Genomic DNA, 25,240 nt, shown 5'->3' on the forward strand with positions numbered 1-25,240 from the left:
ACCGCGTCCGCGAGCCCAATCCGCGAGGCCCGGACACAGCGCGCCCGATCACCCGGGCGCGGCGCCGGCAGGCGATCGGGCTGTGCGGGGGCGCGCGTCGGCGCCGCCGCTCACCGTTGCGGGGCAGCGCCGGATTCGCACCGGCTTCCCCTGCGGGCAGCGGAGTTGAGCATACATCTTGTGGCCGGTGTTGGTGACGACCCCACATGTAGTGGTGGTGTCGAGAGGAGGTGGCGGGGCGTCACGGACCCTCAATCCCGGGAGTGACGGCGTTGTGCGGCCCGGATCTGACGGTCGATACGGGCGTCGTGCACGGCGCCGTGCAGCGGCGCGGCGGTGAGGGCGGTGGCCAGGGCGAGCAGGGCGGCGAGATCCAGGAGGAATGTCATGCGTCAATCGTGCCGACACTGCTTACCGCCGAACAGTGGCAGGACTGCCGTACTACCGCGACATCCTGCCACGTGGCATCCTCGACGGCATGTTGCGGAACGTGGCGGCGCTCGTGCTGGACGGCGTGCACCCCTTCGAACTCGGCGTCCTCTGCGAGATCTTCGGGCTGGACCGGAGCGACGACGGCCTGCCCGTCTACGAGTTCGGCGTGGTCTCGGCGGAGGGGCCGCGGCTGTCCACCCACGCCGGGTTCGGCCTCACCGTGCCGCACGACATGGACCGGCTGGAGGAGGCGGACCTGATCGCCGTCCCGGCCGGAGAGAGCTTCAACGAACGGGAGTTCCCGCCGGAGGTGCTGCGGGCGCTGACCCGCGCCGTGGAGCGCGGCACGACCGTGCTCAGCGTCTGCTCGGGCGTGTTCGTGCTCGGCGCGGCCGGGCTGCTCGACGGACGGCGCTGCACCGCGCACTGGCGCCACACCGAACGGCTCTCCGCCCGGTATCCGGCGGCGCGGATCGAGCCGGACGTGCTCTACGTGGACGACACGGGGGTGGTCACCTCGGCCGGTACCGCCGCCGGCATCGACGCGTGCCTCCATCTGGTCCGCAAGGAGCAGGGGTCCGCGGTGGCCAACGGGATAGCCCGCCGGATGGTGGTGCCGCCGCACCGTGAGGGCGGCCAGGCGCAGTACGTGGACCGGCCGCTGCCGCGGGCCACGAGCGACCCGGTGGCGGGTGTGCTGGCCTGGATGGAACGGCACCTCGACCGTGAGGTGACGGTCGAGGAGCTGGCCGCGCGGGCGCACATGTCGCCGCGGACGTTCGCGCGGCGCTTCCAGCAGGAGACCGGGACGACGCCGTACCGCTGGCTGCTGGGGCAGCGGGTGCTGCTGGCACGGGAGTTGCTGGAGGGGACGGACGAGACGGTGGATTCGATCGCGGTGCGGGCGGGGTTCGGCAACGCGGCGACGTTGCGGCACCATTTCGGGCGGTGGACCGGGACGACGCCGCACATGTACCGCCGTACCTTTGGTCTTCGCCGCGCCTGAACCCTCGGAGTCGGCCCTCTCCGGCTCGCTTTCGTACGCACATTCCTGCGAGGATCGCGTCCTTCCCCGCCCCCTGGCAGCAACGAGTGCCCCAGGGGCAGCGCAGGCGTACCCCTGTTCATCTCGTCCCCGGGCAAGCCCCGATAGGGGCGCGAGGAACTGCGCGACGAGCCACGACGGCGGCGCGCATCGGAACGGCGGGCCGGGGGCAGCCCGGATGCCGAAGGGGCGCGGGGAAGTGTCCCCGCGCCCCGATGGCGGCGCCTCACCGTGAGGTGGAGGTGCCGAGGGCGAGCCCTGGGAAATGGCGGCCGTTCAGGGCCTGCCCTGGCGGCTACGCTCCGGCGGGTTCGGGGAGGCCGGGGACGCCGGGCTCACCGGGCTGCGGGGAGCCGGAGGGGCCCGACTCCTCGGGCTCGGCCACGTAGTCGGCGGTGACGGTCTCGTCCACGCCGCTCGGCGCCTTCACCACGTTGAGCACCAGCGTCAGCACCACCGCGATGCCGACGTTGAGCACGAAGGCCGTCAGCCCGATGTACCCCTTCTCGCCGATCCACGGGATCATGTCGGAGCTGCCGCCGAAGTGCGCCTGCGTCGGGCTGGCCTGCTCGTACGCCTTCCACGTGCCGTACGCCATGCCCGCGGCCCAGCCGGCCAGCAGCGCCCAGCGGTGGAACCAGCGGGTGAAGAGGCCGCCGACGATCGCCGGCATGGTCTGCAGGATCCAGATGCCGCCCAGGAGCTGGAAGTTGATGGCGACCGTCTTGTCCATGGTGAGGACGAAGACCAGCGCGCCCACCTTCACCACCAGGGACGCGATCTTGGAGACCCGGGTCTCCTGCGCGGGCGTGGCGTCCGGCTTGATCAGGTCCTTGTAGATGTTGCGGGTGAACAGGTTGGCCGCGGCGATGGACATGATGGCCGCCGGAACCAGCGCGCCGATGCCGACCGCGGCGAAGGCCACGCCGGCGAACCACGACGGGAACATGTTCTCGAAGAGCTGCGGGATGGCGAGCTGGGCGTTGTAGCCCTTGATGCCCTTGCCCACGCCGTCGGCGATGGCCATGAAGCCGAGCATGGCCAGCAGGCCGAGCATCAGGGAGTACAGCGGCAGGATGGTGGTGTTGCGGCGGATGGTGTTGCGGCTCTTGCCGGACAGCACCGCCGTCACCGAGTGCGGGTAGAGGAAGAGCGCCATCGCCGAGCCCATGGCCAGCGTGGCGTACGCCCACTGCGCCTTCGGCCCGGTCACGACCGCGCCGCGCGGCAGCCCGGTCTTCGGGTTCTTCACCGCGTACGCGGCGGACGCCTTGTTGAAGATGGAGTCGAAGCCGCCCAGCTTGTACGGGATGTAGATGATCGCCACGGCGATGACGATGTAGATCAGCGCGTCCTTGACGAAGGCGATCAGCGCCGGCGCCCGCAGGCCCGAGGAGTACGTGTACGCCGCCAGCACGCCGAAGGCGATCAGCAGCGGCAGGTCCTTGACGAACCAGTTGGTGGAGTCGCTGCCGCCGACGCCCATCACGTCCAGCACCGCCTGGATGCCGACGAGCTGCAGGGCGATGTACGGCATGGTCGCCAGGATGCCGGTGAGCGCCATGGCCACCGACAGCGATTTGGAGCCGAACCGGCCGCGGACGAAGTCCGAGGAGGTGACGTAGCCGTGCCGGTGCGAGACCGACCACAGCCGCGGCAGGAAGAGGAACACCAGCGGGTACGTGATGATCGTGTACGGCACCGCGAAGAAGCCCGCCGCGCCCGCGCCGTAGATCGCGGCCGGGACCGCGACGAAGGTGTACGCGGTGTACAGGTCGCCGCCGAGCAGGAACCAGGTGATCCAGGTGCCGAAGCTCCGGCCGCCCAGACCCCACTCGTCCAGGTGCAGGGCGTTCTCGGCGCGGCGCCAGCGGGCCGCCATGAAGCCGACGACCGTGACGGCCAGGAAGAAGAAGATGAAGACGCCGAGTGCGACGCCGTTGACGTCGTTCTTCACTTGCCCGCACCCCCCTTGCGCACGCGCTCCTCACGGCGGACCAGGAGGTAGGCGGCGTACGTCAGCGCGGCCGCCACCGGCACCCAGGCCATCTGGTACCAGTAGAAGAACGGGATGCCGATGAACCTCGGCGTCAGCCGTGAGTAGGAGTTCACCCACAGCAGGGCGACGAACGGCGCGAGCAGGCAGAGGCCGGCGATCACCCGGGAGGGGGTGATCACCGGTGGTTTGGTGTCCGGTGGTGTGGCGGTCATGCGTGTGGCTCCCGTCCCCTAGAGCGACCTGTGCAGTGCGCACGCAATCTAGGCGAGGGGACCGACCACAGTCACTACCTGTGCGTATATCGGTGTGGCCACGGCTTGGCCGCGGCACCGCCGGACGCGGAACCCGTCAGTCCACCGGGCGGCTGAGACGGGCCACGAACTTGTACCGGTCGCCGCGGTAGACCGACCGCACCCACTCGACCGGCTCGCCCGTGGTGTCGATGGAGTGCCGGGAGAGCATCAGCATCGGCAGGCCGACGTCGGTGCCCAGCAGCCCGGCCTCACGCGGGGTGGCCAGCGAGGTCTCGATGGTCTCCTCGGCCTCGGCCAGCCGGACGTCGTAGACCTCGGCCAGCGCGGTGTAGAGCGAGACGTACTTGGCCAGGCTGCGGCGCAGGGCGGGGAAGCGCTTGGCGGACAGGTGGGTGGTCTCGATGGCCATCGGCTCGCTGTTGGCCAGCCGGAGGCGCTCGATGCGCAGCACCCGGCCGCCGGCCTTCATGTCCAGCAGCCCGGCGAGCCGGTCGTCGGCGGTGATGTAGCCGATGTCCAGCAGCTGGGACGCCGGCTCCAGGCCCTGGGCCCGCATGTCCTCGGTGTAGGAGGTCAGTTGCAGGGCCTGGGAGACCTTGGGCTTGGCGACGAAGGTGCCCTTGCCCTGGATGCGTTCCAGCCGTCCCTCGACGACGAGCTCCTGGAGCGCCTGCCGGACCGTGGTGCGGGAGGTGTCGAACTCCGTGGCCAGGGTGCGCTCGGGCGGGACCGGGGTGCCGGGCGGCATGGTCTGGGTGATGTCCAGCAGATGGCGCTTGAGCCGGTAGTACTTGGGCACGCGGGCGGTGCGGCCCGCGGTGCCGTTCCCCGTGGTCTCCGCCGTGCCCGCGTCGCTCTGCATGACGTCTACTCCCGACTGCTGACGTGCTGCCGTCACCGGCTCCTCCGTTGATTGCGGCTCACATGGTGGCACGGGCTGACCTGGTGCAGGGAGACCGTCCCCTCTGTCGGACCTCCCGCTCACTCCCTCCGCGCACCGCGTCGTGTCCCGGAAGGCCGCTGGGGAGTGCGTGCGCCGGCCTTCCGGCGGGCGTCCGCACCCTCAGGTGTCGGTCCGATAACAGAGCCGACGGGTGTTCTTATACACCCTTGACACCCCCAAAGGTCTAGGCCAAGCTCCCGGTACTGGTCTAAACCATTAAGGCCACATCCCAGACCCACGAGCAGGACTGGCCGCAGTGTGCCGTTTTGCGGCCGGCATTTCGGGCGGTGGGGGGAGTTTCGGGCATCCTGAGGAGGGTGGCGTGAAGCGCAAGCTCATCGCGGCGATCGGCGTCGCGACCATGATCGTCGGTGTCGCGGCCTGTGGGTCGAGCAAGAAGGACGACAAGGCCGGCGGGGACTCCGGCAAGTCGACCGCGTCGTCGATCACCGTCTGGCTGACCGTCGACGCGCAGCACAACTGGCCGGAACTGGTGAAGGCCGCGGACGACGCGATCATCGCCAAGCACCCGGGTCTGAAGGTCAAGCACGAGTACTACGCCTGGCCGGACAAGAACGCCAAGCTGGACGCGGTGCTCGCCACCGACAGCACGCCGGACGTCGTCGAGATGGGCAACACCGAGATGGTGCCCTACATGGCCGAGGGCGCGTTCGCCGAGCTCGACCCGTCGAAGTTCGACAACTCCGGCGCCTGGCTGGACGGCCTGAAGCAGTCCGTCAGCTACGACGGCAAGACCTACGGCGTCCCGTACTACGCGGCCGCGCGCATCGCCACCTGGCGCAAGGACGTCGCCGCCGCGGCCGGCGTCACCGCCACGCCGAAGACCTGGGCCGACCTGACCGGCGCCCTGGACAAGATCCAGTCCAAGAACGGCTCGAAGTTCAGCGCCTGGTACCAGCCCAGCCGTGACTGGTACGCCGCGATGTCCTTCGTCTACGACGCCGGCGGCGCCATCGCCACGCAGGCGGGCGGCCAGTGGAAGGCGGCGCTGGAGAGCCCGCAGGCGATCCAGGGCCTCAACGCCTGGAAGGACGTCGAGAGCAAGTACATGCACGGCGACCTGACCAAGGACGAGTCCGACCGCTACATCGTCTACGGCCAGGGCAAGTCGGCCATGATCTACGCCCCGGGCTGGGAGGCGCCGTCCGCGGCCGACCCCAAGTTCGACAAGACCGGCGGCAAGCTGAAGGACAACCTGGTCAACTTCGTGCTGCCCGGCCCGTCCGGCAAGAACATGCCGGTCTTCCTCGGCGGTTCCGACCTGGCCGTCCCGAGCAAGTCCAAGGCGCAGGACCTCGCCGCCGAGTGGATCAACGACTTCACCAACACCAAGGCGCAGCAGGGCCTGATGGGCAAGGGCAACCTGCCCAACAACAACACCCAGCTGGCGACCCTGGAGTCCGACCCGGCCTCCGCGGTCACCGCCGAGGCGGCCAAGCTGAGCTGGTTCGTCCCCACCGCGCCCGGCTGGGGCACGGTCGAGAAGGCGAAGACCCTGCAGGACATGCTGCAGGCCATCGCCACCGGCAAGAAGTCCGTCGAGCAGGCGGCGAAGGACGCGGACAGCGCCATCGACAAGGTCATCAACGTCAAGAACTGACGTCGGTCCGACCTGATCAGCCCCGCCTCGTAGACAGGGACGCCTGAGGAGCACGTGATGAGTGCCGCCGAGACAACCACCGCCAAAGTGCCGCCGCGGCGGCACTCATCACCTCCCGCCGGCGGCGGGAGACCTCCCGCCCCCGGACGGCGAAGGTCCCGGCTCGGGCAGGCGGCCACTCCGTGGCTGCTGCTCGCGCCGTGCATCCTCGTCCTCGTCCTGGTGCTGGGCTACCCGCTGATCCGGCTGGGCACCCTGTCCTTCCAGGACTACAAGAAGCCGCAGCTGTGGGGCTTCAAGCCGGCCACCTGGGTCGGGTTCGACAACTACCAGGCGATCCTCAGCGACAGCGAGTTCTGGTCCGTCGTCGTCCGCACGATCGTCTTCGCCGGCTGCTGCGTGCTGCTCACCATGGTGGTCGGCATGCTGGTCGCCCTGCTGCTGCAGCGGGTCTCGCCGTGGGTGCGGACCCTGGTCAACATCGCCCTCGTGGCGAGCTGGGCGATGCCGGTCGTCGTCGCCGTGACCGTCTTCAAGTGGATGTTCGACAGCGACTACGGCGTCGTCAACTGGGTGCTCAGCAAGATCCCGGGCGTCGACTACAGCGGCCACAACTGGTTCGCCTCCGGCCCCGAGGGGCTGAGCGTGATCATGATGCAGGTCGTCTGGGGCGCCATCCCGTTCGTCGTCATCACCCTCAGCGCCGGTCTCACCCAGGTCCCCAAGGAACTGGAGGAGGCGGCCCGGCTGGACGGCGCCGGCGCCCTCGGTGTCTTCCGCTACGTGACCTTCCCGATCATCAAGCCGCTGGTCGTCATGATGACCACCCTGTCGGTGATCTGGGACATGGGCGTCTTCGCCCAGGTCTGGCTGATGCGCGGCGGGCACCCCGAGCCGGAGTTCCAGCTGCTCACCACGTACTCGTACGACAGGGCGTTCGGCGTCAACGACTACGCCACCGGCTCGGCCATCGCCCTGCTCACCGTGCTGCTGCTGCTCGGGGTGGTCGCGGTGTACATGCGACAGATGCTCAAGATCGGAGAAGTCGAGTGAGCAGCATGACCGGCACGAGGGGCACGGGCACCCCGCCGCTGTCCACCGCCGCCGTCGCCGCGGCCCGCCGCCGGCGCAACGGCAAGCTGGGCTGGAACCTGCTGGGCCTGCTGGTGTTCGCCCTGGCGGCCTTCCCGGTCTACTGGATGCTCAACACGGCGTTCAAGCCCGCCAAGGACGCCATCGACCCGACACCGCACTTCTTCCCGTACCCGGTCTCCCTGGAGAACTTCCGCCGGGCGCTGAACATCAGCGACTTCTGGGGACCGGTCGAGCGCTCGCTGATCGTCAGCGCGGGCACCGTGGTGATCGGTGCCGTCATCGGGCTGCTCGCCGCGCTGGCCATCTCCCGGTTCGCCTTCCGCGGCCGCAAGGTGGTGATCGTCGGCATCCTCACGGTGCAGATGGTCCCGCTGGTCGCGATGATCATCCCGGTCTTCCTGCTGCTCAACCAGATCCACCAGATCGACAAGCTGTCCGGCCTGATCCTCACCTACCTGACCTTCATCCTGCCCTTCACGGTGTGGACGCTGCGCGGCTTCCTGGTCAACATCCCCAAGGAGCTGGAGGAGGCGGCCATGGTCGACGGCTGCAGCCGCACCGGCGCCTTCCTGCGGGTGGTCTTCCCGCTGCTGGCCCCGGGCCTGGTGGCCACCTCCATCTACGGCTTCATCCAGGCGTGGAACGAGTTCCTGTACGCGCTGCTGGTGATGAGCCAGGAACACGAGACGGCCACCGTCTGGCTCGGCACCTTCACCACCCAGCACGGCACCGAGTACGCCCCGATGATGGCCGGTTCGACCATGATGGGCATCCCGGTCGTCATCCTGTTCCTCCTTGTCCAGCGGAAGATGGCCGCCGGTCTGACGGCCGGCGCGGTGAAGGGATGACCGCCATTTCCACCGACACGCCTGTGGGCACCGTCACCCGGGACGCGCTCGCCGTCCTGCAGCCCGGCTTCGCCGGGACCACGGCGCCCGACTGGGTGCTGCGCCAGCTCGCCGAAGGGCTGGGCGCGGTCGCGCTGTTCTCCCGCAACATCGAGTCGCCCGAGCAGGTCGCCCGGCTCACCGCGCAACTGCGCGCGGTACGTCCCGACCTGCTGATCGCCGCCGACGAGGAGGGCGGCGACGTGACGCGCATGGAGGCCAGGGGCGGCTCGTCCTTCCCCGGCAACCTGGCGCTCGGCGCGGTCGACGACCTGAAACTGACCCGCGCGGTCGCCGCCGAACTCGGCCGCCGGCTCGCCGAGTGCGGGGTCAACCTCGACTGGGCGCCCTCCGCCGACGTCAACTCCGACCCCGGCAACCCGGTCATCGGCGTGCGCTCCTTCGGAGCCGACCCGGAGCTGGTGGCCCGCAACACCGCCGCCTACGTCGAGGGTCTGCAGTCGGCGGGCGTCGCCGCGTGCGTCAAGCACTTCCCGGGGCACGGCGACACCGCGATCGACTCGCACCACGCGATGCCGCACATCGACGTCGACCTGGCGACGCTGCACGCCCGCGAGCTGGTCCCGTTCCGGGCCGCGCTCGCGGCCGGCACCAAGGCCGTGATGAGCGCGCACATCCTGGTGCCCGCGCTCGACCCGGACCTGCCCGGCACGCTCAGCCCCGCCGTCCTGAACGGCCTGCTGCGCGCGCCCGTGGAGCAGGGCGGCCTCGGCTACGACGGGCTGATCGTCACCGACGGCATCGAGATGCAGGCGGTCGCCGCCGCCTACGGCATCGAGCGCGGCACCGTGATGGCGCTCGCGGCCGGTGCGGACGCCATCTGCGTCGGCGGCGGGCTCTGCGACGAGGAGACGGTCGTCGCGCTGCGCGACGCCATCGTGGACGCCGTGCGGGACGGTTCGCTGCCGGCCGAGCGGCTGGCGGACGCTGCGGCCCGGGTGCGCCGGCTCGCGGCCTGGGCGCAGGAGCACAAGGGCGCGGCGGAGGGGATCGCGCCCGGCTCCGACGTCGGGCTGGAGGCCGCCCGCCGGGCCCTGCGGGTGACCCGCACGGACGCCTTCACGCCGCTGGAGGGCGCGCCGTACGTCGCGGCGTTCACCCCGGAGGCGAACATCGCGGTCGGCGACGTGACGCCCTGGGGCGTGGCCGCCGAGCTGTCGCGGCTGTTCCCCGGCACGCTGACCGGCACCTACCGCGCCGCCGACGTGGACGGCCTGCTGGCGGCCGCCGGTGACCGCCGCGTCGTCGCGGTCGTCCGGGACGTCCACCGGCACGTGTGGATGGCACGGGCGCTGTCGGCGGTGCTGGCCGCGCGGCCGGACACCGTCGTGGTCGAGATGGGCGTGCCGCAGGCGGCGCCGACCGGCGCGCTGCACATCGCCACCCACGGCGCGGCGCGCGTCTGCGGGGAGGCCGCGGCCGAGGCCATCGCGGCGGCCCGCTGACCGACGGCGAAGGGGCGCGGGACGTCGCGTACGGCGATGTCCCGCGCCCCTTTTCCGTGGGTGCGGACGCGGTGCGCGGGACGGCCGCGGGGAGTCCCCGCCACCGGCCCGCGCCGCGGACGTCCTACAGGCCCTGCCAGGACGGCTTGGCGGCGTAGGTGGCCCGGAAGTACGGAGCCAGCTTCAGTTTGGACGCGGCCGCCTCGTCGACGACCACGGTGGCGTGCGGGTGGAGCTGCAGCGCGGAGGCGGGGACCACCGCGGCCACAGGCCCCTCGACGGTCTGCGCGACGGCCTCGGCCTTGCCCTCGCCGGTGGCCAGCAGCACCAGGTGCCGGGCCTCCAGGATGGTGCCGATGCCCTGGGTGATGACGTGGTGCGGGACCTGGTCGATGTCGCCGTCGAAGAAGCGGGCGTTGTCCACCCGGGTCTGCTCGGTCAGCGTCTTGATCCGGGTCCGGGACGCCAGGGACGAGCAGGGCTCGTTGAACCCGATGTGCCCGTCGGTGCCGATGCCGAGGAGCTGGATGTCCACACCGCCGGCCGCGGCCAGCGCCCGGTCGTAGGCGGCGCAGGCGCCCAGCAGGTCCTCCGCGGTGCCGTCCGGGCCCATGAAGGACTCGGTGGACAGCCCGAGCGGCTCCACGACCTGGCGCAGCACCACCGAGCGGTACGACTCCGGGTGCCCGCCGGGCAGGCCCACGTACTCGTCGAGCTGGCACACCCGGGCGCGGGAGGCGTCCACCGCACCGGACCGGACCTTGGCGGCGAGGGCGTCGTAGATGGGCACCGGGGTGGATCCGGTCGCCACACCCAGCAGGGCGTCGGGCTTGCGGCGCAGCAGCGCGGCCATGGCCTCCGCGATGAGTTCGCCGCCTGCCGCGGCGTCCGGGACGATGACAACTTCCACTCTGGGCCTGCCGTTCTGGAGAGGTGAGGGTGGCGTCGGATACCTGATACATGTGGTATAGACCAATCTAGCAGAAGCGCCCCGGGCGCCTGTGGTGCGGAGGGCCCTGTCCTGTGGTCGACTTGGGAGGGTCGGCGGCCTGAGGGAGGCGGTGGACATGGCGGGCACCGTGACGTCTCCCGCCCCGCGCAGGGGCGAACCGGGCTGGATCATGTCCGGCGAGATGGCCGAGCAGCCCGAGGTCCTGCGCCGGCTGCTGACCGAGGGGGCGCCGCAGATCCGTGAGACGGCCCGGCTGATCGCCGCCAGGAAGCCGCGGTTCGTGCTGCTCAGCGCCCGCGGCACCTCCGACCACGCCGCGCTCTACGCCAAGTACCTGATCGAGGTCGAGCTCGGGCTGCCGTGCGGGCTGACGTCGATGTCCACCACCACCGCGTACGGCGCCACGCCGCACCTGGAGGACGTCCTGCTCATCACGGTGAGCCAGTCCGGCGGGTCGCCGGACCTGGGGGCCTCCGCCGCCGCGGCCGCCGAGGCGGGCGCGATCACCCTGGCGGTGACCAACAACCCGGACTCGCCGCTCGCCGAGATCGCGCAGTTCCACATCGACCTGCTGGCGGGCCCGGAGAAGGCGCTGCCGGCCACCAAGACGTACACGGCGGAGCTGATGGCGCTCTACCTGTTCGTGATGGGCCTGCGCGACGACGACGGGTCCGCGGCGGCGGTGGTGCCGGACCTGGCGGCGCGGGTGCTGGAACGCGGCGAGGAGGTGCGGCACCTGGCCGGGCGCTACCGCTTCGCCGAGCGGATGGTCATCACCTCGCGCGGGTACGGCTATCCGACCGCCAAGGAGGCCGCCCTCAAGCTCATGGAGACCAGCTACATCCCGGCGCTGGCGTACTCCGGGGCCGATCTGCTGCACGGCCCGCTGGCGATGGTCGACAACATCTCCCCGGTGATCGCGATCGTCACCCAGGGCCGTGGCGGGCGGGCCCTGCAGCCCGTGCTGGACCGTCTGCGCGGGCGCGGCGCGGATCTCGTCGTGGTCGGTCCCGCGGCCCAGGTCGAGGCCGCCTCCGGGGGCTTCGCCCTGCCCACCGACCGCGTGCCCGAGGCCCTGCAGCCCCTGCTGGAGATCCTTCCCCTCCAGAAGCTGGCCTACGAGGTCGCCATCGCCCGCGGCCAGGACCCCGACGCCCCGCGCGCCCTCTCCAAGGTGACCGAGACCCGCTAGGTCTCTCCGCGGCACGCGAGGCCGCGGCAAAAAGGGGTGAAAAAACTACGGGCCGCGGTGCCGGGAGAGGACCCTCAACCTCTCCAGCACCGCAGCCCGGAGCTGCCGTCGGCGCCGTGGCCGGTGGGGTGTGCGGTTCCCCACGGGCCCGATAGGGCCGACCAGGAGGCTGCGGCGTAGTCAGGGCAGAGAACGCCTTCGCCTCGATCCGCGCTCCTGTGCGGGGAGCCCGGAGGTCTCACAGTGCATTGTGGACTAGACCATTCGCGTTGTCCATGGGTTCGCCACGGATTTCCGCCGGGGAATTCCCCGCGTCGGCCCCGCACCCGTCCAGCCCGGGCCCGCGGCCCTGCCCGCGGTTCCGCCGAACGCCCGGCCGCGGGCCGCCCGGGCCGCCGGGTACGCTCGCAGCGTGCCCTCCATGAACGACCTCGTACGCGAGCACACGGCCCTCGACCACTCCGACCTCGAATGGCTGCACCTGCTCGTCTCGGAGTGGCAGCTGCTCTCCGACCTCTCCTTCGCCGACCTGGTGCTCTGGGTGCCGACCCGTGACGGCACGCGCTACGTCTCGGTCGCCCAGATGCGGCCGAACACCGGCCCGACCTCCTACCAGGACGACATGGTCGGCCACCTCGTGCCGCGCGGCCGCCGCCCCCTGCTGGACGCCGCGCTGGACGAGGGGCGGATCGTGCGCGAGGGCGACCCGGAGTGGCGCGAGGAGGTGCCGGTGCGGGTCGAGTCGATCCCGGTGCGGCGCGAGGGGCGGGTGCTGGGCGTGATCGCCCGCAACACCAACCTGCTGACCGTGCGGACCCCCAGCCGGCTGGAGCTCACCTACCTGCAGAGCGCCTCCGACCTCGCGCAGATGATCGCCGCCGGTTCGTTCCCGTTCCCCGCGGAGCAGATCGACATGGACGCCTCGCCGCGGGCCGGCGACGGGCTGATCCGGCTCGACGCGGACGGCATCGTGCAGTACGCCAGCCCCAACGCGCTCTCCGCGTACCACCGGCTGGGCCTGGCCGCCGACCTGGTCGGCCACCACCTGGGCAAGACCACCGCGGAACTCGCCCCGGAGCGCGGCCCGGTGGACGAGGCGCTGGTGAAGCTCGCGAGCGGCTGGGCGCCCCGGGAGTTCGAGGTCGAGGGCGGCGACGGCGTCATTCAGCTCCGGGCCATCCCGCTCAAGCCCAAGGGCGAGCGCACCGGTTCCCTCGTCCTGCTCCGGGACGTCACCGAACTGCGCCGCCGCGAGCGGGAGTTGATCACCAAGGACGCCACCATCCGGGAGATCCACCACCGGGTGAAGAACAACCTGCAGACGGTCGCGGCGCTGCTGCGGCTGCAGGCGCGGCGGATGGACTCCACCTCGGCCCGGGAGGCGCTGGAGGAGGCGGTCCGCCGGGTCGGCTCGATCGCGATCGTGCACGAGACGCTGTCCCAAACCCTGGACGAAAGCGTGGAGTTCGACGAGATCGCCGACCGGGTGCTGGCGATGGTGGCCGAGATCTCACCCGGCCGGGTCACCGCCCGCCGCTCCGGGCGGTTCGGCGTCCTGACCGCGGAGGTCGCCACCCCGCTGTCGATGGTCCTCACCGAACTGCTGCAGAACGCCCTCGAACACGGCTTCGGACAGGACGAGTCGGGCTCGGTCGAGGTCGGGGTGGTGCGCGGCCGGCAGCAGATCACCGTCACCGTGCAGGACGACGGCCGGGGGCTGCCCGAGGGCTTCGACGCCCAGCAGGCCGGCAACCTCGGCCTGCAGATCGTCCGCACCCTGGTGGTGGGGGAGTTGGGCGGCACGTTCGACATGCTGCCGGCGCCCGGCCGGGGCACCAGCGTCGTCCTCGAACTGCCGGTCTGACCCGGGGCCTCGTCACAACACCTTCACAGACCCGGCACAAGCAAGAGCCCCCGCACCGTTCGGTGCGGGGGCTTCTCGCGATGCTGCGTGCTGCGCGTGTGGCAGGTGCTGCGCGCTGCGGCTCGGGGGGAAGACGTATGCGTCAGGCGCTCGCGTTGCGGGCCCGGTTGCGGGCGGCGCGGCGCTTCATTGCGCGGCGCTCGTCCTCGCTGAGGCCACCCCAGACGCCGGCGTCCTGGCCGCTTTCCAGAGCCCACTGGAGGCACTGGTCCATGACAGGGCAACGGCGGCAGACGGCCTTGGCTTCCTCGATCTGCAGCAGCGCAGGACCGGTGTTGCCGATGGGGAAGAAGAGCTCGGGGTCTTCCTCGCGGCAAACGGCGCGGTGACGCCAGTCCATGGCTGCTCCAACTCCTTGTGTGACAAGCACGTTGCTTGTGAATGTGAACGCTTTCACGAATCCCTTCACAGGGAACGGGACGCCCTCCGGCCTTCGCCGGTGCGGTCCCGCGGTGTGAGTGGAGGATTCGGGCTCTCATGGGGGGCCGTCTACCCGGCCCGTCCCGATCGCCACCTAGAGGTTCGCAAACCTCGGCTGGAGATACAACCCCTTCTGGAAACTTTTTTTGGAATCCGAGGTGTCGCCTCGGTCACAGCCCTACTTCCAAGGGGTGCAGGCCAGCCTAAACGTTCGAGTAAAAGGACTTTAGGCTCTTCGACTTACACAATCACACGCAGTGCACGGCGTACGCCTGTGAAGGTCGCACTGGTACGCAGTCCCAGGTGGTCACCGTCGACCTGGAAGGGCAGCGGCGCCTGCGATTGCAAGGTGAAGTCCGTGAGATCGTGCAGGGTCACCGTGTGCTTGCCGTGCGGTCCCCGCTCCGGGGTGGAGCGGAGCAGTTGCGCGGCGTAACGCGTTCCGGAGAGCGTCGACATCCGGGTGATGCCCAGAACGTCGAGCGCGGTTTCGAAGGACGCCTCGGGGGAGGCGTAGACCGGACGATTGCCGAGATACGTCCAGGGCGAGGTGTTGCAGATTATCGCCGTCACCAGACCGGTCAGCGGATCGTCGTCCGGCCGTTCCAGTGTGATGGCGCCGTGCCGGCGGTGCGGGTCGGCGACGAATTGCCGGGCAACCTGCCGCAGGTACAGCGCATGGGTCGAACGCTTGCCCAACTCCCTTTGCTGTTCGACCCGTCCGACCACCCCCGCGTCGAAGCCCAGGCCCGCGCAGAAGGTGAACCAGCGGGCCGGCACGCCCTCGTCCTCGGTGCCGGGTGTGCCGCTCACCAGTCCGAGGCCCACGGTCCGCGAGGAGCCCTCGCGGAGCGCGTCGAGCAGCGCGCCGGTCGCCTCGACCGCGTCGTTCGGCAGGCCCAGCGCGCGGGCGAACACGTTCGTGGAGCCTCCGGGGACCACCGCCAGGCGCGGCAGGGCGTCCGGATCGGGTCCGTGGTGCAGCAGCCCGTTGACGATCTCGTTGACGGTGCCGTCGCCGCCGAGCGAGACCACCAGCTCCGTCTCGCCGCCCTCGGCGGCCCGGCGCGCCAGGTCCCGGGCGTGCCCGCGGTACTGGGTGGTGGCCACTTCCAGCTTCAGATCACTGGACAGTGCGGTGCTGATCACATCGCGGACCCGGGCGCTGGTGGTGGTCGCGGCGGGGTTGACGACGAGAAGAGCACGCATGGCCGACAGCGTACCTACGGTTTTTCCGACCGGGCTACGCTGAACGGTGTGAGCCAGACCCCGAAGAGCCCGTCCACCGGGACCACCCAGCCGGCCGAACCCGCCGGACCGCCGCCGCTGCGGCTGAGCCTCGCCGCCGCCGTCGCGGGCCTGGAAGGGCTCGCGGTGGCCGCCTGGGGGATCCTCATGTGCTTCACCGGCGGCCACAACGCCGTGCTGGCCGGACTGCTGGTGCTGGTGCTGGCCGCGCTGCCGCTGGGGGCCGCCTACGGCCTGCGCAAGGCCCGCCGCTGGAGCCGCGGCCCCGCGCTCATCATGCAGCTCCTGTCGCTGCCCATCGCCTGGACCATGATCAAGAGCGACGGCGCGGTGGTGGCCGGCGGCGTGGTGCTGGGCGTGCTGGCGATCGCCGGACTGGTCCTCCTCGTCCACCCGGCGACCACCGACGCCCTCGGCATCCGCCGCACCGCCGCCTGAACCCGCGGGCGGCCGCCGCGCGGCGCCGGACGCCCCGCGGCTGCTCCCGCCGCGCTCCTACGCCTCGGTCACTCCTCGATCAGCAGCTTGTCGCGGAGCTGGGCCAGGGTGCGGGCCAGCAGCCGGGAGACGTGCATCTGTGAGATGCCCACCTCCTGCGCGATCTGCGACTGGGTCATGTTGCCGAAGAAGCGCAGCAGCAGGATCGTCTTCTCCCGCGGCGGGAGCTGCTCCAGCAGCGGCTTGAGCGACTCGCGGTACTCCACGCCCTCCAGCGCCTCGTCCTCGGAGCCGAGGGTGTCGGCGACGGCCGGCGACTCGTCGTCGGTGTCGGGCACGTCGAGGGAGAGCGTGCTGTAGGCGTTGGCGGACTCCAGCCCCTCCAGCACCTCCTCCTCGGAGATCTTCAGGTGCTCGGCCAGCTCGTGGACGGTCGGCGCCCGGCCGTGCCGCTGGGAGAGCTCGCCGGTGGCCGTGGTCAGCGCCAGCCGCAGCTCCTGCAGCCGGCGCGGGACCCGCACCGCCCAGCCCTTGTCCCTGAAGTGACGTTTGATCTCACCGACCACGGTCGGCGTCGCGTAGGTGGAGAACTCCACCCCGCGCTCGACGTCGAACCGATCGACCGACTTGATCAGGCCGATGGTGGCGACCTGCGTCAGGTCGTCCAGCGGCTCCCCGCGGTTGCGGAACCGCCGGGCCAGGTGCTCGACCAGCGGCAGGTGCATGCGCACGAGCTGGTTGCGCAGCTCGGCGCGCTCCGGGGAGCCCTCCGGCAGCTTGCTCAGCTCGATGAACAACGCGCGGGCACCGGACCGGTCGTGCGGGTCGTGCGGGTCCGCGGGCCCGGGCCGGCCGGTGCTCTTCACGTGCTCGTGCTGATCCATCGGGCCTGCCTGCTCCGCCGTGTCCGTCACGTCCATCCGGTCCTTACGGGCCTGCTCGTGCGTACGTTCACGGGCGCGCCCGCCCGGGTCGGGGTGCGGCAGCGCCGTGTGCCGCGCCCCGGCGGGCCCGGTCCCCACGGGATCCGGGTGCTGGGCGGGTACGGAGGCGCGTCCGCGAGCCGCGGGAGCCTCGTGCTCCGCGGGCGTACCGGGGTCTCCTGGCCTCGTCACGACGGCCTCACGACAGTCCAGGGACGGCGCCGCGCTTCTTGTGCAGGGCGATGCTGACGGTCTTGTCCTCGGCCACCGTGGAGTCCACCTCGCCGGCCAGTGCGGACAGCACCGTCCAGGCGAAGGTGTCCCGCTCGGGGGCCCGCCCGTCGGTCGTCGGGGCCGATACGGTGACCCACAGGGAGTCGCCGACCAGCCGGAACACACAGCTCAGCACGGACCCGGGGACGGCCTGCTGCAGCAGGATCGCGCACGCCTCGTCGACGGCGATCCGCAGGTCCTCGATCTCGTCGAGGGTGAAGTCCAGCCGTGCCGCGAGTCCGGCCGTGGCCGTACGCAGCACCGACAGATACGCCCCTGCCGCGGGCAGCCGGACCTCGACGAAGTCCTTCGACCCGGGCTCGCCTGCGATCTGGGACACCCACACCTCCAAGGTGGCACACGGTGATTGCTCTGGTTCGCAGTGACGCTATCGTGCTCGGTCCTCCGGTGTCGCCCGGACGGAGCACGGGCGGCAACCGTTTCTGTCACCCATGGTAAGCGCATGGGTACGGACGGTGGGTAGTGGTCCCAGGTCTCAATTCGCATGCGAATTCGCCCGGTTGTGCGGACCGGCCCCCGCAAGGGGGGCCGCCTGGCCGGCGAGGGCGTGCAGCGCGGGTCCGGTGAGCCGCTGCACGGTCCATTCGTCCTGCGGCTTCGCGCCGATCGCCCGGTACACGGCCAGCGCCTTCTCGTTCCAGTCCAGCACCGACCACTCGAAGCGGGACCAGCCGCGCTCGACGCAGATGGCCGCGAGGGCGGCCAGCAGCGCCTTGCCGTGGCCGGCGCCGCGGGCCTCGGGCACCACGAACAGGTCCTCAAGGTACAGCCCCGGCGTGCCGGTCCAGGTGGAGAAGTTCCGGAACCACAGGGCGAAGCCCACCGCTTCGGCGCCCGCGGCGCCCCGGTCCTCCTCCGCGATCAGCGCGTACGCGGCCGGGTCCGGGCCGAAGAGCGCCTCGGCGAGTTGCTCCTCGGTGGCCCTGGCCTCCTCCAACGCCTTCTCGTACTCGGCGAGTCGGCGGATCAGGGCGTGGATGACCGGGATGTCGGCGGCGGTCGCGGCGCGGATCATGTACCCCAGGTTACGGGTGCCGGCTATGACCTGCGTAAGAGCTGCCGGCCGGATCAGCCGGTGATCACCGCGGCGACCCGGGTCCCGGGCGTGAACGCGCCCTCGCGGGCCAGCGCGGTCACGCCGTGGAGCATCTTCGCCACGTACACCCGGTCGAGCGCCAGCCCGTGGCGGGCGGCGAAGGCGTCGGCGAACGCGTCCAGCTCGGGGGTGGTGCGGGCGTAGCCGCCGTGGTGGAAGCGGTCCTCGATCCGCCACCGGCCGCGCGGTCCGCCGAACGCCTCCCGCTGCAGCCGCGCCACGTCGTCGGTCAGGAAGGCGCCGCCGCGCAGCACCGCGAAGCCGATGGCGCCGGTGTCCGGGGGCAGCCCGGCGGCCAGCCCGGCGAGCGTGCCGCCCGTGCCGCAGGCGACGGCCACCACGTCGGCCGCGCCGCCGATCTCCCGGCCGAGGCCGGCGCAGCCGAGCACGGCGAGCGCGTTGGAGCCGCCCTCGGGCAGCACACAGGCCGGGCCGTGGCGTTCCAGCAGCGTCGTCAGCACCTCGGGCTCGGTCTTGCGGCGGTAGGTGGCGCGGTCCACGAAGTCCAGCCGCATGCCGTCGGCCCGCGCCTGGGCCAGCGAGTCGTTCAGCGGGCGCCCGGCGAGTTCGTCGCCGCGCACGACGCCGACGGTGCGGAAGCCGCACAGCCGCCCGGCCGCGGCGACGGCCCGCAGGTGGTTCGAGTACGCGCCGCCGAAGGTGAGGAGGGTGTCGTGGCCGGCCGCCGCGGCGGCCTCCAGGTTCAGCCGCAGCTTGCGGTACTTGTTGCCGACGAGCCGCGGATGCGCCAGGTCGTCCCGCTTGAGCAGCAGCCGCACGCCGTACCGGGCCAGCTCGGGCTCCTCCACCGCCACCAGCGGGGAGGGCAGCCGGGCGTCCTCCGGCGGCAGCGGGCGGGGCGGCCGGCCGGCGGGCGGTCCGGCCGGCTCACGGGGCGGCAGGTCCGCCGGCGAGCCGGGGGAGGGGTCGGTGGGCGGCACGGCCTCATTCTCGCCCGGGGCGCTGTCACCCGGCGCCGTGACAGTGCCGCGGGGCGACGGCTCCCGGGCCGGGGCACCGGATTTCGCCGCACCCGCTCCCATGAGGCCGCTTCCCGGTGCATTCTTCTCCCGTGCAGGAAAACGACGCGGGACCCGCGGGGCCCATCACTCGGAACGCCACTGTGGCCAGTGACGCGGGCGACGCGCTGACCGCGACCGTGCGCGGGCTGCTGCCCTCGCTCACCCCCGCCGCGGCCCGGATCGCCCAACTGATCGTCGAGGACCCGGCGCAGGTCGCGCGCAGCACCATCTCCGAGCTCAGCGCGCTGGCCGGGACGAGCGAGTCGTCCATCGTGCGGACCGCGCGGGCGCTGGGCTTCGCCGGCTATCCGGAGCTGCGGCTCGCGCTGGCCGCGTCCGCCGCCCGGCAGGCCCCGCGGTCCACCCTCAGCTCGGGCATCACACCGGAGGACTCGCCCGGCGAGGTGATCGCCAAGCTGGTGAACACCGAGTCGCAGGCGGTGCTGGAGACCGCGACGCAGCTCGATCCCGAGCAGCTGCTGGGCGCGGTCACCGCGGTGTGCGGGGGAGGGCAGCTGCACATAGCCGGGGTCGGCGCCTCCGGCCTGGTCGCCCAGGACCTGCAGCAGAAGCTCGCCCGGATCGGCCGGCCCTGCCACGCCCACGGCGACTCGCAGTCGGCGCTGACCAGCGCCGTGCTGCTGGGCGAGGGCGACGTGTTCCTCGCGGTGTCGCACTCCGGCGAGAGCCGCGACGTGCTCGAACCGCTGCGCCGCGCGTCCGCGGAGGGCGCGACGACCGTGGTGATCACCAACCACCCGCTGTCGACGGCCGCGAAGCTCGCCGACTTCGTGCTGGTCTCGGCCGGCCGCGAGACCACCTTCCGGCCCGGCGCGATGGCCAGCCGGATCAGCCAACTGGTCGTGGTGGACTGCCTGTTCGTGTGCGTGGCGCAGCGCACGCTCGACACGTCGAGCCGTGCGCTGCGGATCACGCACCAGGCGCTGGAGAGCGACCGGGCCCACTGAGACCCGCGGCGGGCCCGGCCGCCCCGGTCACTGCTGGACCAGGTCCACGTCGGCGGCGTTCACGAACGCCATCCGGTGGTTGTAGACGATCTCGTAGACCTTGGTCTGGCCGACGAAGTCGTGCTGGTCGTACGGCGCGGAGCCGTCGTAGTAGATCGCGAAGTACGAGTCGGTGTTCACCGCGGGACCCGCGGCCACGTACGACTGTCCGGCCGGGATCGTGTAGTGGGTGCGGGCCACCTGCGCACGCGGCGCGCCGCCCTCGAAGGCCACGAAGTCCGGCGGGTAGACGGACGCCTCGGGGTAGGCCGTGGTGTACACCGGGACGGAGGCGCGGCCGGCCTTGGGCACGATCCGCATGGCCTTGACCGGGACGGTCGTCGGGTGCGCGGCCGGGTCCTGCAGCCACACCTCCTGGCCGGCCCACCAGATCGCCGTCCAGCCGGGCTTGCGGTCGGCCACCACGTACTGCTCGCCGGCCGACGCCTTGTCACCCCAGTCGTTCATGGCGTCGGTGCCGGGCGAGCCGTCCTTGTGCAGGTACGGGTCGGAGACCAGCGGCGCGCCGGTGCTCGGCGCGGTGTACAGCGGAACGAAGCTGGACGGCGCCGAGGGAGAGGTCACCGGGCAGTCGAAGCTGCGGTAGGGGTTCGGGAACTGCTTGTAGCCCTGCACGTCGTCGCAGTACGTCGTGGTCTGCAGGTTGGTCCGGAAGCCCGGCTTGATGGCCACGACGTCGCTGCCCTGCGGCGCGGTCGCGCGGATCGGGGCGCCGAGCAGGTCGAAGAAGTGCTCCCAGTCCCAGCCGGGTCCCGGGTCCCAGTGCTGGGTGGCCACGCCGCTCTCGGTGGTGCCGGGCACGTTGTCGTGACCCAGGATGTGGGCGCGGTCCAGCGGGATGTCGTACTTGGCCGCCAGGTACTTCACCAGCGAGGCCGTCGAGCGGTACAGGTTCTCGCTGAACCAGGTGGCGCCGTGGGTGGACCACGACTCCTGCTCGATGCCGATGGAGTGCTGGTAGAACGAGCGGTTGCCGCTGTCCCAGGCGATGTCCTTGGTCGGGATCATCTGGGTGACGTGGCCGTCCTGCGAACGCACCACGTAGTGCGCCCCGGCGGCGTACGTCGGGTCGCGGAACAGGTCCAGCGTGCCGTCGTAGGTCTCGTCGGTGGTGTGCAGCGTGATGTAACGGATCTGCAGGTCGTGCGGGCGGTCGGCCAGGTCGTGGCTGCCGTAGTCCGCCAGGTCGGACGGGTCGAGCAGGGTGTAGGCGCCCGGAACGAAGTCGCAGTCCAGGGACTTGGGGCACTCGGGCTTGGTACTGCTGCTGGGCGGTGTGACGTCCTTCAGCCCCAGCTTCTTGACGTCGTTGCGGTTGGGGTGCAGACCGGCCGTCGCGGGCAGGGTGATCTGCTGGCCGTCCTGGGTGGTGCGGGTGGCGCCGGTGCGCAGGGTGTCCCACACGACGTCGGCGAAGGTCTGCGCGACCTTGTTCTCGGTGGGCTGGCCGTAGCGGGCGACGGCGGCGTACCAGCCGTCGACGCGGGACGGCAGCTTCCCGTGGCCGTAACCGCGCGCGTAGGAGGCCAGGAGGGCGGCGCCGGCCCGGATGTTCTGCGCCTCGTCGGTGGTCACCGCGCTCACGTCGGCGCCGGTGAGGGCGGCGGCGGCCGCCGCGGTGTGCTCGGCCGGGGCCTTGAGCAGGTCGGCGTAGCGCGGCGACTGGGTGGACAGCCCGTCGGTGTCGAGGTTCGCGGCCGTCAGGTCGGTGAGGTTCATCGGGCCGTAGCCCGCCTCGGAGTTCTCCTGCCCGGCGTGGGCCTCCCAGCGGGTCTCGTCGTACGACACCGCTTCGAGCACGGACTGCGGCACGCCGAACTCCGCGGCGGCGGCGGCGAACTCCGCCTGCCGGGTGCCCTGCGGGTTGTCGGCGTGGGCGGTGACCGTGCCGGCGGCCGTGACGGACAGTCCGGCCAGCAGGGACAGGGCCGCGGCCATGGTCAGGGTTCTGCGATGTCTGAGCGGGCGGTGCATCCAGGCTCCTCGCGTTGCAGGTGCGGCCTTCGTGGCAGGCGCGCACAAGTGCTGGGCGCAGCCTGGCCATTGGTCATGGCACTAAGCAACCTGTCCGGCGTAATTCGTGAAACTTTTTGCCAACCGGAATCGGGGCGCCGCGCGGGAGGAGGGGGCGCGGAATCGCCCGGGAGGGCGGGAACGAACACGTCCCCGCCCCCCGGCACGGGGGACCGGGCGGACGGGGACTTCTGCGTTGCCGGACGGGGGACCGGCACCTACTGAGAGGGGTGCGGAGGGCCCAGGTGTGACGTGGTCCGGGATGTGACGTGCGTCACGGCCCGTCGGGTTGAGGGGCGGTCAGATCCGTGCGACGCCCTCGGCGCGGGCCGCGGCGGCCACCGCCGCCGTGACGGCGGGTGCCACCCGCGCGTCGAACGGGGACGGGATCACGCAGTCCGCCGACAGTTCACCGGCGACGACCGCGGCCAGCGCCTCGGCGGCGGCCAGCTTCATCCCCTCGGTGATGGCCGAGGCCCGCACCTGCAGCGCGCCGGCGAAGATGCCCGGGAAGGCCAGCACGTTGTTGATCTGGTTGGGGAAGTCGCTGCGGCCGGTGGCGACCACCGCCGCGTACTTGTGGGCCACGTCCGGGTGGATCTCCGGAGTCGGGTTGGCCATCGCGAAGATGAAGGCGCCCTGGGCCATCGAGGCCACCGCCTCCTCGGCCACCGTTCCGCCCGAGACGCCGATGAAGACGTCCGCGCCGGCCAGCGCATCCTCCAGCGAGCCGGTGAGACCGGTGGAGTTGGTGAACGACGCCAGGTCGCGCTTGACCGGGTTGAGGTCGTCACGGCCGCTGTGCACCACGCCCTTGCGGTCGGTGACCGCGACATCGCCGATCCCGGCCTCGACGAGGATCCGGGCGATCGCCACGCCCGCCGCGCCCGCACCGGAGATGACGGCCCGCAGCCCGCCGAGCGGCCGGCCGGTCAGCGTGCAGGCGTTGCGCAGCGCGGCGAGCGTCACGACGGCCGTGCCGTGCTGGTCGTCGTGGAAGACCGGGATGTCCAGGCGCTCCTTGAGGCGCTCCTCGATCTCGAAGCAGCGCGGCGCGGAGATGTCCTCCAGGTTCACCCCACCGAAGGACGGCGCGAGGCGGACCACGGTCTCCACGATCTCGTCCACCTCGGTGCAGGCCAGCGCGATGGGCACCGCGTCGACACCGCCGAACTGCTTGAACAGGATCGCCTTGCCCTCCATGACCGGCAGCGACGCCTCCGGCCCGATGTCGCCGAGACCCAGCACCGCGGTGCCGTCGGTGACGACCGCCACCACCTTCGACTTCCAGGTGTAGTCGTGGACGAGTTCGGGCTTGTTGGCGATGGCCGTGCAGACCTCGGCCACTCCGGGCGTGTACGCCAGTGACAGGTCGTCGGCGTCACGCACCGGCACCGTGGAGGCGACCTCCATCTTCCCGCCGCGGTGCAGCGCGAAGACCGGATCGATGGGGAACGTCTCCTGGGCTGCCTGGTCCGTGTCGGTCCGGGGATTAACGATCTCCGCTGCCACTTTTTTGACCCCTTTGTCGGAATTGTTGAGGGAGAATACTCCTCGCGATGAGCGGAGGAGGTGGGCTCGGCGTCCGTGCCGCCAGGAACGATCGACCGTGGCGGGAGCCGGAAGCCAGGCGCGCCGCACGCACGCCGTGGGCCCCGGATGAGGGGTGAAGGACCCGTTCTACCGGAAAGAGGTTTCCGGCGACGAGTGAAAGGTGATCGGAGGAAGACCGATCCGAAGCGGCGGCCCCATCGCGGTCCGGCCTTGGTGTACCGGCCCGATGGGAGCCCGGGGATCGCCCGTTATCCGATTTTGACACAACCGGGACCCTGACTGCGGCTGTCCGGATGGCAAGATGCACAGATCACACAGGGTGGCGGTGCTCGAGGAAGCGCGCCGTGGCCCCTGCACGAACCACCCTCATTCCGCAGGAGGACACCGCGATGAGCGCACGTACCACCCGGCGACCCGCCGCCTTCTCCCGTCTCGGCGCGGTCGCCGCCCTCGCGGTCGCCGGCACTCTGGTGATCACCGGGTGCGGTGACCAGACGAAGAAGGACAACGGCTCCGGCGCGGGCAGCAGCGCGGCGCCCAGCGGTTCCGCGAGCACCTCCTCGGGCAAGGCGCCGCTCTTCGACAAGCTGCCGAAGAAGTACCAGGACGCCGGGGTCATCAAGGTCGGCACCGACGCGTCGTACGCGCCCATGGAGCAGACCCAGAACGGCCAGATCGTCGGCATCGACCCGGACATCGCGCAGGCGCTGTCCAAGCAGCTCGGTGTGAAGTTCGAGTTCACCAACGGTCAGTTCGACGGTCTGATCACCTCGCTGTACACCGGCCGCGAGGACATCGTGATGTCGGCCATGAGCGACACCAAGGCGCGCCAGCAGGGCCTGGACGACAAGGGCAAGCAGGTCGGCAAGGGCGTCGACTTCGTCGACTACTACATGTCCGGTTCGTCCCTTCTGGTGAAGAAGGGCAACCCCAAGGGCATCAAGGCGCTCGCCGACGTCTGCGGCCAGACCGTCGCGGTCCAGCGCGGCACGATCTACGAGGACGCCTTCAAGAAGCAGAAGACGGCCTGCGGGTCCAAGGGCCTGACCATCCAGGCGTTCGACACCGACTCCGAGGCGCAGACCCGTGTCAAGGCCGGCGGCGCGGTCGCCGACCTCAACGACACGCCGGTCGCCGCGTACATCGCCCAGAAGTCCGGCAACGGCAACGACTTCGAGGTGGCCGGCGACCCGGCCGACGCCGGACCGTTCGGCATCGCCACCGACAAGGGCAACGCGCAGCTCCGGGACGCCCTGAAGGCGGCCATGGACGCGATCCTGGCGGACGGCTCGTACACCCAGGTGCTGCAGAAGTGGAACGCCTCCAGCGGTGCGATCAAGACCGTCACCGTCAACGGCGGATCCTGACCGGACGGGCAGTGGTGAAGGGCAGTC

At 71.3% G+C, this 25,240-nt stretch carries 23 protein-coding genes; 10 read left to right on the top strand and 13 right to left on the bottom strand.

Annotation, left to right across the window (positions count from 1 at the left end):
• Positions 1 to 251: 251 nt before the first annotated feature.
• On the bottom strand, positions 252 to 389 hold the full coding sequence (locus K7862_RS29385) for a hypothetical protein (protein WP_222967755.1): 138 nt from the start codon (positions 387 to 389) through the stop codon (positions 252 to 254).
• An 89-nt stretch (positions 390 to 478) separates the two neighbouring features.
• Between K7862_RS29385 and K7862_RS29390 the strand changes: the two genes are divergently transcribed.
• Entirely contained in the window at positions 479 to 1,438 is a 960-nt protein-coding gene (locus tag K7862_RS29390) for a helix-turn-helix domain-containing protein (RefSeq protein WP_222967801.1), read from the top strand.
• A gap of 334 nt (positions 1,439 to 1,772) precedes the next feature.
• On the opposite strand, the gene mctP is transcribed toward K7862_RS29390, so the two are convergent.
• The 3 genes from mctP to K7862_RS29405 all read right to left on the bottom strand — a co-directional run bounded on the left by mctP (position 1,773) and on the right by K7862_RS29405 (position 4,592).
• Complete coding sequence (mctP, locus tag K7862_RS29395; RefSeq protein ID WP_222967757.1) at positions 1,773 to 3,434, bottom strand: monocarboxylate uptake permease MctP; 1,662 nt, start codon at positions 3,432 to 3,434, stop codon at positions 1,773 to 1,775.
• Entirely contained in the window at positions 3,431 to 3,688 is a 258-nt protein-coding gene (locus K7862_RS29400) for a DUF3311 domain-containing protein (RefSeq protein WP_222967759.1), read from the bottom strand. The genes mctP and K7862_RS29400 overlap by 4 nt, the downstream gene beginning before the upstream one ends.
• A 136-nt stretch (positions 3,689 to 3,824) precedes the next feature.
• Positions 3,825 to 4,592 carry a GntR family transcriptional regulator gene (locus K7862_RS29405; protein WP_222967802.1) on the bottom strand — a complete coding sequence of 256 codons (768 nt, stop codon included), beginning with the start codon at positions 4,590 to 4,592 and terminating at the stop codon, positions 3,825 to 3,827.
• A gap of 403 nt (positions 4,593 to 4,995) precedes the next feature.
• On the opposite strand from K7862_RS29405, the gene K7862_RS29410 reads away from it, so the two are divergent.
• Genes K7862_RS29410 through K7862_RS29425 form a run of 4 tightly spaced genes read left to right on the top strand, consistent with a single transcriptional unit; the run spans position 4,996 to position 9,742 of the window.
• Positions 4,996 to 6,294 (top strand): extracellular solute-binding protein, encoded by a 1,299-nt coding sequence (locus K7862_RS29410; RefSeq protein WP_222967761.1) that lies wholly within the window; start codon positions 4,996 to 4,998, stop codon positions 6,292 to 6,294.
• Positions 6,295 to 6,351: 57 nt separating this feature from the next.
• On the top strand, positions 6,352 to 7,347 hold the full coding sequence (locus tag K7862_RS29415) for a carbohydrate ABC transporter permease (protein ID WP_222967763.1): 996 nt from the start codon (positions 6,352 to 6,354) through the stop codon (positions 7,345 to 7,347).
• Positions 7,348 to 7,352: 5 nt separating this feature from the next.
• Positions 7,353 to 8,237 carry a carbohydrate ABC transporter permease gene (locus K7862_RS29420; RefSeq protein ID WP_222967765.1) on the top strand — a complete coding sequence of 295 codons (885 nt, stop codon included), beginning with the start codon at positions 7,353 to 7,355 and terminating at the stop codon, positions 8,235 to 8,237.
• Positions 8,234 to 9,742, top strand: coding sequence for a glycoside hydrolase family 3 protein (locus K7862_RS29425; RefSeq protein ID WP_222967766.1), 1,509 nt, complete (start codon positions 8,234 to 8,236; stop codon positions 9,740 to 9,742). The genes K7862_RS29420 and K7862_RS29425 overlap by 4 nt, the downstream gene beginning before the upstream one ends.
• Positions 9,743 to 9,866: 124 nt before the next feature.
• On the opposite strand, the gene nagB is transcribed toward K7862_RS29425, so the two are convergent.
• Positions 9,867 to 10,652 carry a glucosamine-6-phosphate deaminase gene (gene nagB / locus K7862_RS29430; protein WP_222967767.1) on the bottom strand — a complete coding sequence of 262 codons (786 nt, stop codon included), beginning with the start codon at positions 10,650 to 10,652 and terminating at the stop codon, positions 9,867 to 9,869.
• Positions 10,653 to 10,809: 157 nt separating this feature from the next.
• On the opposite strand from nagB, the gene K7862_RS29435 reads away from it, so the two are divergent.
• Together K7862_RS29435 and K7862_RS29440 are read left to right on the top strand one after the other, a co-directional pair.
• Entirely contained in the window at positions 10,810 to 11,886 is a 1,077-nt protein-coding gene (locus K7862_RS29435) for an SIS domain-containing protein (RefSeq protein ID WP_222967768.1), read from the top strand.
• 421 nt (positions 11,887 to 12,307) lie between these two features.
• On the top strand, positions 12,308 to 13,750 hold the full coding sequence (locus K7862_RS29440; protein WP_222967769.1) for a sensor histidine kinase: 1,443 nt from the start codon (positions 12,308 to 12,310) through the stop codon (positions 13,748 to 13,750).
• Positions 13,751 to 13,892: 142 nt separating this feature from the next.
• Here the strand turns inward: K7862_RS29440 and K7862_RS29445 are convergent, their stop codons facing one another.
• Both K7862_RS29445 and K7862_RS29450 read right to left on the bottom strand, forming a co-directional pair.
• Entirely contained in the window at positions 13,893 to 14,150 is a 258-nt protein-coding gene (locus K7862_RS29445; RefSeq protein ID WP_037913060.1) for a WhiB family transcriptional regulator, read from the bottom strand.
• Between the two features lie 320 nt (positions 14,151 to 14,470).
• Positions 14,471 to 15,439 (bottom strand): diacylglycerol/lipid kinase family protein, encoded by a 969-nt coding sequence (locus tag K7862_RS29450; RefSeq protein WP_222967770.1) that lies wholly within the window; start codon positions 15,437 to 15,439, stop codon positions 14,471 to 14,473.
• 48 nt (positions 15,440 to 15,487) lie between these two features.
• On the opposite strand from K7862_RS29450, the gene K7862_RS29455 reads away from it, so the two are divergent.
• Positions 15,488 to 15,916 carry a hypothetical protein gene (locus K7862_RS29455; protein ID WP_222967771.1) on the top strand — a complete coding sequence of 143 codons (429 nt, stop codon included), beginning with the start codon at positions 15,488 to 15,490 and terminating at the stop codon, positions 15,914 to 15,916.
• A gap of 68 nt (positions 15,917 to 15,984) precedes the next feature.
• On the opposite strand, the gene K7862_RS29460 is transcribed toward K7862_RS29455, so the two are convergent.
• The 4 genes from K7862_RS29460 to K7862_RS29475 form a co-directional block, all read right to left on the bottom strand.
• Entirely contained in the window at positions 15,985 to 17,031 is a 1,047-nt protein-coding gene (locus tag K7862_RS29460) for an RNA polymerase sigma factor SigF (RefSeq protein ID WP_222967772.1), read from the bottom strand.
• A gap of 7 nt (positions 17,032 to 17,038) precedes the next feature.
• Positions 17,039 to 17,452 carry an ATP-binding protein gene (locus K7862_RS29465; RefSeq protein WP_222967773.1) on the bottom strand — a complete coding sequence of 138 codons (414 nt, stop codon included), beginning with the start codon at positions 17,450 to 17,452 and terminating at the stop codon, positions 17,039 to 17,041.
• Positions 17,453 to 17,608: 156 nt separating this feature from the next.
• On the bottom strand, positions 17,609 to 18,148 hold the full coding sequence (locus K7862_RS29470; protein WP_222967774.1) for a GNAT family N-acetyltransferase: 540 nt from the start codon (positions 18,146 to 18,148) through the stop codon (positions 17,609 to 17,611).
• 53 nt (positions 18,149 to 18,201) lie between these two features.
• Entirely contained in the window at positions 18,202 to 19,170 is a 969-nt protein-coding gene (locus K7862_RS29475) for a 1-aminocyclopropane-1-carboxylate deaminase/D-cysteine desulfhydrase (RefSeq protein ID WP_308012250.1), read from the bottom strand.
• 182 nt (positions 19,171 to 19,352) lie between these two features.
• Between K7862_RS29475 and K7862_RS29480 the strand changes: the two genes are divergently transcribed.
• Positions 19,353 to 20,219, top strand: coding sequence for a MurR/RpiR family transcriptional regulator (locus K7862_RS29480; protein WP_308012251.1), 867 nt, complete (start codon positions 19,353 to 19,355; stop codon positions 20,217 to 20,219).
• Positions 20,220 to 20,246: 27 nt separating this feature from the next.
• Here the strand turns inward: K7862_RS29480 and K7862_RS29485 are convergent, their stop codons facing one another.
• Both K7862_RS29485 and K7862_RS29490 read right to left on the bottom strand, forming a co-directional pair.
• Entirely contained in the window at positions 20,247 to 22,253 is a 2,007-nt protein-coding gene (locus K7862_RS29485) for an N-acetylmuramoyl-L-alanine amidase (protein ID WP_222967776.1), read from the bottom strand.
• 339 nt (positions 22,254 to 22,592) lie between these two features.
• Positions 22,593 to 23,804, bottom strand: coding sequence for an NAD(P)-dependent malic enzyme (locus K7862_RS29490; protein WP_222967777.1), 1,212 nt, complete (start codon positions 23,802 to 23,804; stop codon positions 22,593 to 22,595).
• A gap of 431 nt (positions 23,805 to 24,235) precedes the next feature.
• On the opposite strand from K7862_RS29490, the gene K7862_RS29495 reads away from it, so the two are divergent.
• A complete protein-coding gene (locus tag K7862_RS29495) occupies positions 24,236 to 25,213 on the top strand; it encodes an ABC transporter substrate-binding protein (protein ID WP_222967778.1) in 978 nt (325 codons plus the stop codon).
• Positions 25,214 to 25,240: the final 27 nt, after the last annotated feature.

Source organism: Actinacidiphila acidipaludis (assembly GCF_019890725.1).
GTDB lineage: Bacteria > Actinomycetota > Actinomycetes > Streptomycetales > Streptomycetaceae > Actinacidiphila > Actinacidiphila acidipaludis.